This window comes from Nocardioides caldifontis, assembly GCF_008087345.1.
In the GTDB taxonomy this organism is placed as follows: domain Bacteria; phylum Actinomycetota; class Actinomycetes; order Propionibacteriales; family Nocardioidaceae; genus Marmoricola_A; species Marmoricola_A caldifontis.
The window spans coordinates 350711-362920 of sequence record NZ_ML701736.1 but is presented as its reverse complement, the minus strand read 5'-3'; the positions used below and the strand labels follow the sequence as shown (position 1 = coordinate 362920).

Genomic DNA, 12210 nt, shown 5'->3' with positions numbered 1-12210 from the left:
CGGATCCGGCCGTCCCTGACGTCCCGACCAGGAGGAGGAGCCCGTGCGCGCAGCGGTCTACGAGGAGTACGGCGACGCAGGGGTCCTGGAGGTCCGGGAGCACCCCGACCCGCCGGTCGGCCCCGACACCGTGCTCGTCCGGACCCGCGCCACCAGCGTGAACCCGGTCGACTGGAAGATCCGCCAGGGGTACCTCCAGGGCGCCTACCCGCACCACCTCCCGATCGTCCCGGGCTGGGACGTCGCCGGCGTCGTCGAGGCCATCGGCCCGGCCGTCATCACCGGTCTGCGACCGGGCGACGAGGTCTACGGGTACGTGCGGCGCGACGACGTCTGCTGGGGCACCGCGGCCGAGCTCGTTCCCGCGCCCCAGCGCACGGTGACCCGCAAGCCACGCAGCCTGTCGTTCGAGGAGGCAGCCGGGGTCCCGCTCGCCGGGCTCACGGCGTACCAGTGCGTCGTGGAGGCGCTCGACGTGCAGCCCGGGGAGCGGCTCCTCGTGCACGCGGCCGCCGGCGGCGTGGGCCGCTTCGCCGTGCAGATCGGGGTGGCGCGAGGCGCCGTCGTGATCGGGACCGCGAGCCTCCGCAACCACGACGCGCTCCGCGAGCTCGGGTGCAGCGAGGTCGTCGACTACACCGCAGGGCCGGTCAGCAAGCAGCTCTCCGCGCCCGCCGACGCCGTGGTCGACCTGATCGGCGGCGACGCGCTGGAGGACGCCCCCCGCCAGGTCGGCGACCCCGCCCGGATCGCGTCGGTGATCGACCCGGACACCGTCCTCGGGCTCGGCGGGCGCTACGTCTTCGTCCGCCCCGAGCGCGACCACCTCGACGCGCTCGCCGCCCTCACGGACGACGGCCGGCTGCGGGTCGACGTGGTCGAGACCTACCCGTTGGACCAGATCGCCGAGGCGCACCGCTCCTCCGAGCAGGGGCACACCGCGGGGAAGATCGTCGTCACCGTCTGAGTGACCCGCGGCGCTGCATGGGCTGTCCGGGCCATTGCACGGAGCCGCCCGGCGGCACAGCATGGCGGTGTTCCCACGACGGCCGGGCGTCACGGACCCGGCTGCCTGCACCGAGGCGTTCACGCACCGGACGCGATGTCCCGACCGGGGACCCTCCCGGTCCGGGTCCGACGAACGAACCGCCACCCAGATCTCTGGAGCAGTGCGATGAGCAGCACCATCGACCCGGGCACCGCCGTGCCCACGCAGACCACCGAGCAGCGCGACCGCCGCCCGCCCGAACAGCTCGTCAACCAGGCGGCCTCGGCCAGCGGCTTCGGCACGCCGCACCGACCGGCCCGGGGCCACGGCTACGAGCAGCGCGGCCTCGCCTACCTCCCCGTCTCGCAGCTCTTCGAGGGCAGGTTCGGCCGGATGTTCCGGCTCCCGCCCTTCGTGCCGAGCCCCGAGCGGATCGCGGAGATCACCGCCGTGATGACCGAGGACCAGGCCGCGGCAGACCCGACGCTGAACAACGACACCATCCCGGCCGGCTACACCTACCTCGGTCAGTTCATCGACCACGACCTCACCTTCGACCCGGCCTCGAGCCTGGTCCGCCAGCACGACCCGGACGCGCTCACGAGCTTCCGGTCGCCGAGGTTCGACCTCGACTGCCTCTACGGCCGCGGCCCGGCCGACGACCCGTTCCTCTACGACAAGCGTCCCGGCCGCGAGGACATGTTTCTCATCGGGCACCACGACGACGAGGACGACCTGCCCCGCAACGAGCAGGACACCGCGCTGATCGGCGACCCCCGCAACGACGAGAACACCTTCGTCGGGCAGCTCCAGCTCACGATGCTCAAGCTCCACAACGCCGTCGTCGAGCTGGTACGCGCGGATGCGGGGCTGCGCCGCGGCAGCGAGACCGTCTTCGAGGCGGCCCAACGGATCGTCCGCTGGCACTACCAGTGGGTCGTCGTCCACGACTTCCTCCGGCGGACCGTCGGCGACGAGATGCTCGCCTCGGTGCTCGACGAGAGCAGCCCGGTCCCCCGGGTCGACGCCCGGTACTACCAGGTCCGGTCGAGCGCGCCGTACATGCCGGTGGAGTTCTCCGTCGCGGCGTACCGCTTCGGCCACTCGCAGATCCGCGGCCGCTACTCGCTCAACACGCTCGTCCAGGACGTGCCGACGTTCCAGGAGGGCAGCACCTCCGACCCGGACAAGGTGCTGCGGCAGTTCGGCGGGTTCCGCAGGCTGCCACCGGGCTGGACCATCGAGTGGCGCCGCTTCTTCGAGGTCGAGGGCGAGGGCGACGGGCCGATCCAGTTCACCCGGCTGATCGACACCAAGCTCGCGAACCCGCTGGCCAAGCTGCCGGTCGAGATCGGTGGTGACCGGCCCTCGCTCATCGACCGCAACCTGACCCGCGGTGCGCGGCTCGCGTTGCCGTCCGGGCAGGACGTGGCCTGCGCGATGGGCGAGCAGGTGCTCACCGACGACGAGCTGGAGCTGCCGGGTGGCGGTCCTGCGCCGCTCTGGTACTACGTCCTGCGCGAGGCGAAGGTGCGCGCCGGGGGCAAGCACCTCGGTCCGGTGGGGGGCCGGATCGTCGCGGAGGTGTTCCTCGGGCTGCTCACCCGCGACCCGTCGTCGTACCTGCGGAACGACCCCGCGTGGCGGCCGTTCCTCCGCACGGCGGAGGACGGCTCTTTCGGGATGCCGCAGCTGCTGGAGGCGGCCGGCCACGGACTGGGCGTCACGGCGACTCCCTGACGCGGGCCACCCTCCCGCCGACGCGATGCCGCGCACGCGGCGCGACACGCGGCAATGGTCTGGGGTCATGCCATTGACAGCATGATGCTCCGGCGATTGACTGCGCGACAGCCGACTCGCGTCGGCGGACAGGGTCCGGACCGCGAGCAGGGAGCTGCCGATGAGCACGACCGACCACGAGGACGCCGACGCCAAGCGGCTCGCCGAGCTGGGGTACACCCAGGAGCTCCACCGGGGGATGAGCGGCTTCTCCAATTTCGCCGTCTCGTTCTCGATCATCTCGATCCTTGCCGGCTGCATCACCTCCTACGGGATCGCGCTGCGCGCGGGCGGGCCGTCGACGATCGTGCTCGGCTGGGCGCTCGTCGGCGCCTTCGTCCTGTGCGTCGCGCTCGCGATGGCCGAGGTGTGCTCGAGCTACCCGACCGCGGGCGGGCTGTACTACTGGGCGGGCCAGCTGGCGCGGAAGAACAAGCGCGTCTGGGCGTGGTACGTCGGGTGGTTCAACTTCCTCGGCGAGATCGCGGTCACCGCCGCGATCGACTTCGGGTGCGCGACCACGTGGATGGCCTTCGCCGACCTCACCTGGGACGTCGACGTGACCGCGCAGAAGACCTTCCTGCTCTTCGTCGCGATCATCCTGGTGCACGCCCTGCTCAACGCGTTCGGCGTGAACCTGGTGAGCCTGCTGTCGAACGTCTCCGCGTGGTGGCACGTGGTCGGCGTCGCGGTCATCGTGGTGGTGCTGTGGGCACTGCCCGAGAACCACCAGTCCGTCGGCTGGACCCTGACCGGTTGGCACAACGAGACCGGGTGGACCGCCGGGGTCTACGTCTTCCTCATGGGCCTGCTGATGGCCCAGTACACCTACACCGGGTACGACGCCTCGGCGCACGTGGCGGAGGAGACCAAGGACGCCTCCCGCAGCGCCCCGCGCGGCATCGTGATGAGCGTGCTGGTCTCGGTGATCGGTGGCTTCATCCTGCTCTACTCGATCACCGCCGCGATCCCCGACCGTTCCGAGGCGGGGCTGACCGCGCTGGCCGCCACCGACACCGGCCTCCCGCCGGCGCAGATCTTCCTCGACGCGCTCGACAACACGACGATGGCGCAGTTCCTGCTCTTCATCGTGTGCGTCGCCCAGTTCTTCTGCGGCATGGCGTCGGTGACCGCGAACTCGCGGATGTCCTACGCGTTCTCGCGCGACAACGCGCTCCCGGGCTCGCAGATCTGGAAGAAGGTCAACCCCCGCACCGGCACGCCGACGAACTCCATCTGGTTCTGCGTGACGCTCTCGATCATCCTGGCGTCCCCGGCGCTCTTCAACACGACGGCTTACCTGGCGGTGACCTCGATCGCGGTCATCGGGCTCTACATCGCCTACGTGGTGCCGGTGTTCCTGCGGCTGCGCAAGCCCGACTACGAGGTCGGTCCGTGGAACCTCGGCAGCTGGAGCAAGCCGATCGGCTGGATCGCCGTGGTGTGGGTGGCGTTCATCTGCATCCTCTTCGTCCTGCCGCCGTCCCGGCCGATCAACGTCGACACGTTCAACTACTCGCCGGTCGCGGTGTTCGCGGTGCTGATCTTCGCCACGGTCTCGTGGTACGTCGGCGGCCGGCACCACTTCATGCACGGCGCCAAGGACGAGTACACGACGAGGGACCTCGACGAGATCTTCAAGGAGGAGGGCGCGGACGAGTCCCGCGCCGAGATCCTCGCGGAGGACGAGTGAGCGGTGCGACCGTGACCGTCCCGCACCACGGCGCCGACCTGGGCGACCTGGTGCTGCGCCCGGTGCGCACCCACGCGTTCGAGGCCTGCGTCGAGCAGCTCGGCACGGCGATCCGGCTGGGGGTCTACCCGCGCGGCTCGGTGCTTCCCCCGGAGCGCGAGCTCGCGGAGCGGCTCACGGTGTCGAGGGCGACGGTCCGCGAGGCGATCGCAGCCCTCCGGCAGGCCGGGATGCTACGCACCACGCGTGGGCGGGGCGGAGGCAGCGTCGTCAGCTACGAGCCGGTGGCGCCCGCGCCCGCAGCCGCCAGCGGGCTGGCGACGCACCGCGAGGAACGGCTCGACTGCCTGGACTTCCGTCGCATCGTCGAGCCGGGCGCCTGCTGGACAGCCGCGGGCCGGGAGCTGACCGCAGCCCAGCGGATGCTGCTGACCACCGCGCTCCACGAGGTCGACGCCGCCGACAAGGCAGGTGACACCGCGGCGCACCGCCAGGCCGACTCGCGGCTCCACCTCGCGCTCGCCAGCGTGACCGGGTCGCCCCGCACCATCGAGGCGGTGACCCAGGTGCAGGCGTGCCTGCACGACATGCTCCAGGCGATCCCCGTCCTCCCCCGCAACATCCAGCACTCCACCGCCCAGCACCACGCCATCGTCACCGCCGTCCTCGCCGGCGACCAAGCCAGAGCGAGGCGCAGCATGGAGCAGCACTGCGACGACACGGCGGCGCTGCTCCGTGGCCTCCTGGCCTAGGGCGCCGACAGCCGCACGCCGAGCACCCACCCGAAAGGACCTCATGACGCGCAACGACCGGCACCTCTCCGTCGAGGAGCTGACGACCAGGATCGAGGCGGGTGAGCTCGACACCGTCGTCGTGGCCTTCACCGACATGCAGGGACGGCTCCAGGGCAAGCGGCTGCACGGTCGCTACTTCCTCGACGAGGTGCTCGGCCACGGCACCGAGGGGTGCAACTACCTGCTCGGCGTCGACGTCGACATGAACACCGTCCCCGGCTACGCGATCACCTCGTGGGAGCGCGGCTACGGCGACATGGAGTTCGTGCTCGATCTCGACACCGTGCGGCTGCTCCCCCACCTCCCCGCGACCGCGATGGTCCAGTGCGACCTCGCGTGGCCCGACGGCCGTCCGGTCGTGGAGTCGCCGCGCCAGATCCTGCGCAAGCAGGTCGAGCGCGCCGCGGAGCTCGGGTACGTCGCGGTGGCCGGCACCGAGCTCGAGTTCATGGTGTTCGACGACACCTACGAGCGCGCCCACGACCTCGGCTACACCGGCCTGACGCCGTCGAACCAGTACAACGTCGACTACTCGATCCTCGGCACCTCGCGTATCGAGCCGCTGCTGCGCGACATCCGCAACACGATGTACGCCGCCGGCGCGAACGTCGAGGGCGCCAAGGGTGAGTGCAACCTCGGCCAGCACGAGATCGGCTTCCTCTACGACGACGTGGTGGTGACGGCCGACAACCATGCGGTCTACAAGACCGTAGCCAAGGAGATCGCCGTCCAGCACGGCAAGTCGATCACCTTCATGGCGAAGTTCGACGAGCGGGAGGGCAGCTCCTGCCACATCCACCTCTCGCTGCGCGGGCCCGACGGCTCGATCCCCTTCTGGGACGACGAGAAGGACGCCCGCACCCCGCTCTACGACAGCTTCGTCGCCGGCGTGCTGGAGACGATGGCGGACTTCACCCTGCTGTACGCGCCGAACATCAACTCCTACAAGCGGTTCGCCGACGCCTCCTTCGCCCCGACCACGATAGCCTGGGGCGAGGACAACCGGACCTGTGCGGTCCGGCTGGTCGGTCGCGGTCCCGCGGCCCGGATGGAGAACCGGGTGCCCGGCGGCGACGTGAACCCCTACCTGGCGCTGGCCGCCATGATGGCCGGAGGCCTCTACGGCGTGGAGAACGAGCTGGAGCTCGGCGCACCCGTCGAGGGCAACGCCTACGCCACGGACCTGCCGAAGGTGCCGCAGACGCTCGCCCAGGCGAGGGAGGCGTTCGCCTCCTCGAAGGTGGTGCGGGCGGCCCTGGGGGACGAGGTCGTGGCCCACTACACGAACATGGCGGACGTCGAGCTCGAGGCGTTCCGCAGTGCCGTCACCGACTGGGAGCGGCGACGGGGCTTCGAACGGCTCTGAGCAGCAACCCCCGGAAAGGAACCATGTCCACCAGCTACACCGTCCTCAACCCCGCCACCGGGCAGCCGGTCACCGAGGTCGCGGAGGCGACGCTCGAGGAGACCGACCTGCTCATCGAGCGGGCCGCCGACGCCTTCCCGGCCTGGCGCGACGTCGCGCCGGGTGAGCGCGCGCGGCTGCTGCGCCGGTTCGCGGCCGTCGTGGACGAGCACGTCGACGAGCTCGCCGACCTCGAGGTGCGCAACGCCGGCCACACGCTGGGCAACGCGCGGTGGGAGGCCGGCAACGTCCGCGACGTCCTGAACTACTACTCTGCGGCTCCCGAGCGGCTGTTCGGCCGGCAGATCCCCGTCGCCGGGGGCGTCGACGTGACGTTCCACGAGCCGCTCGGCGTGGTCGGCGTGATCGTGCCGTGGAACTTCCCCATGCCGATCGCCGGGTGGGGATTCGCCCCCGCGCTGGCTGCGGGCAACACCGTCGTGCTCAAGCCGGCCGAGCTCACCCCGCTGACCGCGATCCGCATCGGCGAGCTGGCGCTCGAGGCCGGGCTCCCCGAAGGGGTGCTGACGGTGGTCCCCGGCAAGGGATCCGTCGTCGGCGAGCGGTTCGTCACCCACCCGGCCGTGCGGAAGGTGTGCTTCACGGGCTCGACCGCGGTCGGGAAGCGGATCATGGCCGGCTGCGCCGAGCAGGTGAAGCGGGTGACCCTCGAGCTCGGGGGCAAGTCGGCCAACATCGTGTTCGCCGACGCCGACCTCGACAAGGCGGCTGCTGCGGCGCCGTACGCCGTCTTCGACAACGCCGGGCAGGACTGCTGCGCCCGGTCGCGGATCCTCGTGCAGCGCTCGGCGCACGACGAGTTCCTCGAGCGGATGGAGCGAGCGGTCCGCGCGATGCGGGTCATCGACCCCGCGGACCCCGACAGCGAGATGGGGCCGCTGATCTCGGCGAAGCAGAAGGAGACGGTGACCGGCTACCTGGAGGACGTCGAGGTCGCGTTCACCGGGGACGCCCCCGACGGGGACGGGTTCTGGGTGCCGCCGACCGTGGTGCTCGCCTCCGACACCGCGCAGCCGGTCTGGCGTGAGGAGGTCTTCGGCCCGGTGGTCGCAGTGATGCCGTTCGACACCGAGGAGGAGGCCCTCGCCCTGGCGAACGACACGGAGTACGGCCTCTCCGGCTCGATCTACACCCGTGACCTCGGGCGGGCGCTGCGCGTCTCGCGTGGCGTGCAGGCCGGGAACCTCAGCGTCAACTCGCACTCGTCGGTCCGCTACTGGACGCCGTTCGGCGGCTTCAAGCAGAGCGGTCTCGGCCGCGAGCTCGGTCCGGACGCACCGAACGCGTTCACCGAGGAGAAGAACGTCTTCATCGCGCAGGACTGACCGCGCACCCATCCACGAAGGAGAACGAACACAATGGCAGGACGCCTCGACGGCAAGGTCGCGGTCATCACCGGAGGATGCTCGGGCATCGGGCTCGCGACGGTGCGCCGCTTCCTCGAGGAGGGCGCGCAGGTCGTCGTCGGCGACGTCGACGACGCGAAGGGCAAGACGCTCGCGGAGGAGGCCGGGCTCACCTACGTGCACGTCGACGTCACCGACAAGGAGCAGGTGGACGCGCTGTTCGCCACCGCGAAGGACACCTACGGCTCCGTCGACATCGCGTTCAACAACGCAGGGATCTCGCCGCCGGAGGACGACTCGATCCTCGACACCGACCTCGAGGCGTGGCGCCGGGTGCAGGAGGTCAACCTCACCAGCGTCTACCTGTGCTGCAAGGCCGCACTCCCCTACATGCTCGAGCAGGGCAAGGGGTCGATCATCAACACCGCGTCGTTCGTCGCGGTGATGGGCGCGGCGACGTCGCAGATCTCCTACTCCGCCTCGAAGGGTGGCGTGCTGTCGATGAGCCGCGAGCTGGGGGTGCAGTTCGCCCGCCAGGGGGTGCGCGTCAACGCGCTGTGTCCGGGCCCGGTCAACACGCCGCTCCTGCAGGAGCTGTTCGCGAAGGACGAGGAGCGGGCGGCACGGCGGCTGGTGCACGTCCCGATGGGGCGGTTCGGCGAGCCCGAGGAGATGGCGAACGCCGTGCTGTTCCTGGCCTCCGACGAGTCCTCGTTCATCACCGCCTCCACCTTCCTCGTCGACGGCGGGATCTCGGGCGCCTACGTGACGCCGCTGTGAGGGTGCCGTGGGTGCACCGCTGATCGGGCTGACCGCCTACCGCGAGGACGCGACCTGGAGCGTGTGGTCGGAGGTGAAGGCCGACCTGCTTCCCTCCGTCTACGGCTGGGCGATCGAGGAGGCAGGTGGGCTTCCCGTCCTGCTGCCCGCGTCGTCGCGCGTGGAGGACGCCGAGACCGTGGTGAGCCGGCTCGACGGGCTCGTCGTCTCCGGCGGTGCGGACATCTCTCCCGAGCGGTACGGCGAGGAGAGGCACGAGCGGACGACCACGTGGCGGGACGACCGCGACGCATGGGACCTCGCCCTGGTCGAGGCCGCCGGGAAGGCCGGGCTCCCGCTGCTCGGGATCTGCCGCGGGATGCAGGTGATGGCCGTCGCCGCCGGCGGACGGCTCCACCAGCACGTCCCGGACCTGGTCGGCACCACGGCGCACAACCCCGAGCCCGGCGTGTACGGCGACGTCGAGGTCCGCGTCCGGCCGGGCTCGCACCTTTCACGGCTGGTCGCCTCCGACCGGCTCGAGGTCCGCTGCCACCACCACCAGGCGGTGAGCGAGCACCCGGGGTACGACGCCGTCGCCTGGGCCGAGGACGGGTTGCTCGAGGCGATGGAGCAACGGGGCGACCGGTTCTGCGTGGCGGTCCAGTGGCACCCGGAGATGGCCGCCGACGCGGGGCTCTTCCGGGGGTTGGTCCAGGCCGCGACCGCTGGCACCTGACCGCCGGTGACCGCATACTGACGACCAGCCCGGACGCACAGGAGGCACGGCCATGGCGCTGCTGGAACGGCTGAGGACGGTGGCGCGCCGCTGGCGCGTGGCGCGGTACGAGCGGGCCTGCCAGCGTGACGCCCTGCGCGACGAGCGGGCGTCGGCCCATGTGGAGCGCCAGCGGGAGGGCATCAAGGACGTCCACCCCGGCGCTGCCGGCATCTGACAACGCGCGACCTTCGGCCCGGGTCGCCCGGGGTCGATGCGCGGTTAGATCACCAGGTGGCCGGACCGACTGGCCGAGCGCGACTGGGTACGGCGGCCGCTGCCTTCACGAGCAACGCCCGCAACCCGGAGCTGCGGCGCGCCCAGCTGAGCTTCCTCGGGGCCTGGACCGCGGAGTGGGCGTTCACGGTCGGCCTGGGCATCGTCGCCTACCGCGACGGCGGGGCGGCCGCGGTCGGGGTCGTCGGGCTCCTCCGCATGGTCCCCGCCGCCCTCCTGGCACCACTGCTCGCCCCGGTGGCAGACCGGGGACGCCGGGAGCGCGTCCTCGTCCTCGTCTCGGTGCTGCGCGGCATGGCCACCGGTGCGGCGGCAGTGGTGGTGGGCGCCGATGGTCCGACGACCGTCGTCTACGTGCTCGCGGTGCTCTCGACCATGGCGGCCACGCTGTTCCGCCCGGCGCACTCGGCGCTGCTGCCGTCGCTGTGCGGCTCGGGGCACGAGCTCGCCAGCGCGAACGTCGTCCGGGGACTGCTGGACTCACTGGCCACGCTGGTCGGGCCGTTGCTGGCCGCCGTGCTGCTGGCCTCCGCGGGGGTCACGGGGGTGTTCGCGGTCGCGGCCGCCGCGTCGTTCTGGTCGGCGCTCCTCCTGCTCCGGTTGCGGTACGACGCCCCACCTCGTCCGTCGTCACCGGGCGAGGCGCAGCTGGTCCGCGCTGCCGTCGAGGGGCTCCGCGCCGTGGGACTCGACCGGGACCTGGCGGTGATCATGCTCTTGGCGGCGGCCCAGTCGTGGACCCGGGGCGCGCTGACCGTCCTCACCGTGGTGTCGCGATCGACCTCCTCGGCACCGGGGACCCAGGGGTGGGGGTGCTCTCCGCGGCGATCGGCGTGGGCGCCGTGCTCGGCTCGATCGCCGCCTCGCTGCTCGCCGACACCCGGCGGCTGGGGGCGTGGTTCGCCCTCGGCATCGCCCTCTACGGCCTGCCGGTGACCGTGGTCGGCGTCGTCCCGGCCGAGCTCGCCGCCCTGGTGGTCCTCGCGTTCGTCGGCGTCGGCAACGCCCTGATCGATCTCGGTGGTTTCACGCTGCTGGCGAGGTTGGCGCCGGACGAGGTGCTGGCCCGCGTCTTCGGTGTCCTCGAGAGCGTCGTCGCGCTGTTCGTGGGCATCGGGGCGCTCGCGGCGTCGGTCCTCGTCGAGCAGGCGGGGCTGCGGCCCTCGCTGGTCCTCGTCGGGCTCCTGTGTCCCGTCCTGGCGGCGGCCGCGTGGGGTCGGTTGCGCCGGATGGACCGGGCTGTCGACGTCCGCGACCGCGACATCGCACTGCTGCAGGAGGTGGCGATGCTGAAGGCGCTCCCGCTCCCTGCCATCGAGCGGCTGGCGCGGGGGCTCGAACCGGTCGCCGTGCCCGCCGGCCGTTACGTGTTCGAGCAGGGTGACGTCGGCGACCGCTACTACGTGATCGAGGCCGGGGAGGCGGTCGTGGTCGGTGACGGCTGCGACGTCACCACACTCGGACCGGGTGAGGGGTTCGGTGAGATCGCGCTGCTCCGGCGGAGCCGGCGGACCGCGGGGGTGCGCGCCGTCGGGGACCTCCAGCTGCAGGCGTTGCGCTCGGAGCAGTTCCTGCCGCTGGTCCTGGGCTTCACCCCGAGCGCGCTCAAGGCGGGAACCGCGGTCGAGTCGGCACTGAGCCGCTTCAGGCCGCACGACGACGTCGAGGAGGCGCCGCAATGAGCCAGACGCGCACGCTGCTCCTGATCGCGGACATGCGGGGCTACACCGACTACATGCGGACGCACCGCATGAGCCTGGCGCACGCCGAGGTCAACACCGCACGGCTCCTCAGCTCCGTGGTCGACGCCGTGCCCGAGTTCGACCTCGTGGAGATCGAGGGCGACGGGGCGTTCGTCGCACACCGGGCGGACCGGATGGACGGGGACTCGGTGGTCGCCCTCACGTTGCAGGCCGCGACGCAGATGCACCGAGCCTTCCATGCCGAGCGGCAGTACGTCGCGCGCAACCTGTGCCCGTGCAAGGGGTGCAACGAGGCGGAGGCGCTGAAGCTCAAGTTCGTCGCGCACGTGGGCGACGTGGCCACACAGACCATCAGGAAGCGCACCAAGCTGGTGGGCATCGACGTCATCCACGTGCACCGGCTGCTGAAGAACCCGGTCACCGTGCCGGAATACGTGCTCCTGTCCGAAGAGCTCTACCGGAGCAGCGCCAGCCCGTCGCGCGGTCCGGTGCAGGAGGTCGAGCAGGAGCTGGAAGGGGTCGGGCGGGCGCGCTCCTACGTCCTCGACGTCGCAGACCTGCAGCGCTCCGCTCCCCCGCTCCCCGGCCCGTCGCTGCGTGGGCGGGTCGGCCGGACGTTGTCGGTCGCCGGCACCGGCGTGCCTTACATGCTCGGGCTGCGGCGCCGGCGCCACCGGGTCGCCACCAGCTGACGCGTGTGGTGGGAT

The 12210-nt window shown here is 71.5% G+C and carries 12 protein-coding genes; all 12 read left to right on the top strand.

All coding sequences use genetic code 11. The features are described from left to right. Positions 1-43: 43 nt before the first annotated feature. Positions 44-967, top strand: a complete 924-nt coding sequence (locus FIP57_RS04550; protein ID WP_148572319.1) for an NADP-dependent oxidoreductase — start codon at positions 44-46, stop codon at positions 965-967. 207 nt (positions 968-1174) lie between these two features. Beyond that, entirely contained in the window at positions 1175-2728 is a 1554-nt protein-coding gene (locus tag FIP57_RS04545; protein ID WP_148572318.1) for a peroxidase family protein, read from the top strand. A gap of 160 nt (positions 2729-2888) precedes the next feature. After that, the gene (locus tag FIP57_RS04540; RefSeq protein WP_148572317.1) at positions 2889-4460 is read left to right on the top strand and encodes an amino acid permease; all 1572 of its coding nucleotides are present in this window, start codon (positions 2889-2891) and stop codon (positions 4458-4460) included. Further along, positions 4457-5212 (top strand): FadR/GntR family transcriptional regulator, encoded by a 756-nt coding sequence (locus FIP57_RS04535; protein WP_238993278.1) that lies wholly within the window; start codon positions 4457-4459, stop codon positions 5210-5212. Before FIP57_RS04540 ends, FIP57_RS04535 begins: the two co-directional genes overlap by 4 nt. A gap of 43 nt (positions 5213-5255) precedes the next feature. Continuing rightward, the gene (locus tag FIP57_RS04530) at positions 5256-6620 is read left to right on the top strand and encodes a glutamine synthetase family protein (protein WP_148572316.1); all 1365 of its coding nucleotides are present in this window, start codon (positions 5256-5258) and stop codon (positions 6618-6620) included. A 23-nt stretch (positions 6621-6643) separates the two neighbouring features. After that, the gene (locus FIP57_RS04525) at positions 6644-8005 is read left to right on the top strand and encodes an aldehyde dehydrogenase family protein (RefSeq protein WP_148572315.1); all 1362 of its coding nucleotides are present in this window, start codon (positions 6644-6646) and stop codon (positions 8003-8005) included. Between the two features lie 33 nt (positions 8006-8038). After that, on the top strand, positions 8039-8806 hold the full coding sequence (locus tag FIP57_RS04520) for a 3-oxoacyl-ACP reductase (RefSeq protein ID WP_148572314.1): 768 nt from the start codon (positions 8039-8041) through the stop codon (positions 8804-8806). A 7-nt stretch (positions 8807-8813) separates the two neighbouring features. After that, positions 8814-9524 (top strand): gamma-glutamyl-gamma-aminobutyrate hydrolase family protein, encoded by a 711-nt coding sequence (locus FIP57_RS04515; RefSeq protein WP_148572313.1) that lies wholly within the window; start codon positions 8814-8816, stop codon positions 9522-9524. Between the two features lie 52 nt (positions 9525-9576). Next, positions 9577-9741: a hypothetical protein gene (locus FIP57_RS23070; protein WP_162529681.1), complete on the top strand. Its 165-nt coding sequence runs from the start codon at positions 9577-9579 to the stop codon at positions 9739-9741. Positions 9742-9797: 56 nt separating this feature from the next. Continuing rightward, positions 9798-10736 carry an MFS transporter gene (locus FIP57_RS23065; protein ID WP_162529680.1) on the top strand — a complete coding sequence of 313 codons (939 nt, stop codon included), beginning with the start codon at positions 9798-9800 and terminating at the stop codon, positions 10734-10736. Further along, positions 10634-11482: a cyclic nucleotide-binding domain-containing protein gene (locus FIP57_RS23060; RefSeq protein WP_162529679.1), complete on the top strand. Its 849-nt coding sequence runs from the start codon at positions 10634-10636 to the stop codon at positions 11480-11482. Before FIP57_RS23065 ends, FIP57_RS23060 begins: the two co-directional genes overlap by 103 nt. Further along, positions 11479-12195: a DUF2652 domain-containing protein gene (locus FIP57_RS04505; protein WP_148572311.1), complete on the top strand. Its 717-nt coding sequence runs from the start codon at positions 11479-11481 to the stop codon at positions 12193-12195. The genes FIP57_RS23060 and FIP57_RS04505 overlap by 4 nt, the downstream gene beginning before the upstream one ends. Positions 12196-12210: the final 15 nt, after the last annotated feature.

What these genes read in the sequence shown, in the direction of transcription:
- FIP57_RS04545 (WP_148572318.1), top strand. Translation starts at nt 1,175, where the DNA reads ATGAGCAGCACCATCGACCCGGGCACCGCCGTGCCCACGCAGACCACC.
- FIP57_RS04540 (WP_148572317.1), top strand. Translation starts at nt 2,889, where the DNA reads ATGAGCACGACCGACCACGAGGACGCCGACGCCAAGCGGCTCGCCGAG.
- FIP57_RS04530 (WP_148572316.1), top strand. Translation starts at nt 5,256, where the DNA reads ATGACGCGCAACGACCGGCACCTCTCCGTCGAGGAGCTGACGACCAGG.
- FIP57_RS04525 (WP_148572315.1), top strand. Translation starts at nt 6,644, where the DNA reads ATGTCCACCAGCTACACCGTCCTCAACCCCGCCACCGGGCAGCCGGTC.
- FIP57_RS04520 (WP_148572314.1), top strand. Translation starts at nt 8,039, where the DNA reads ATGGCAGGACGCCTCGACGGCAAGGTCGCGGTCATCACCGGAGGATGC.
- FIP57_RS23070 (WP_162529681.1), top strand. Translation starts at nt 9,577, where the DNA reads ATGGCGCTGCTGGAACGGCTGAGGACGGTGGCGCGCCGCTGGCGCGTG.
- FIP57_RS04505 (WP_148572311.1), top strand. Translation starts at nt 11,479, where the DNA reads ATGAGCCAGACGCGCACGCTGCTCCTGATCGCGGACATGCGGGGCTAC.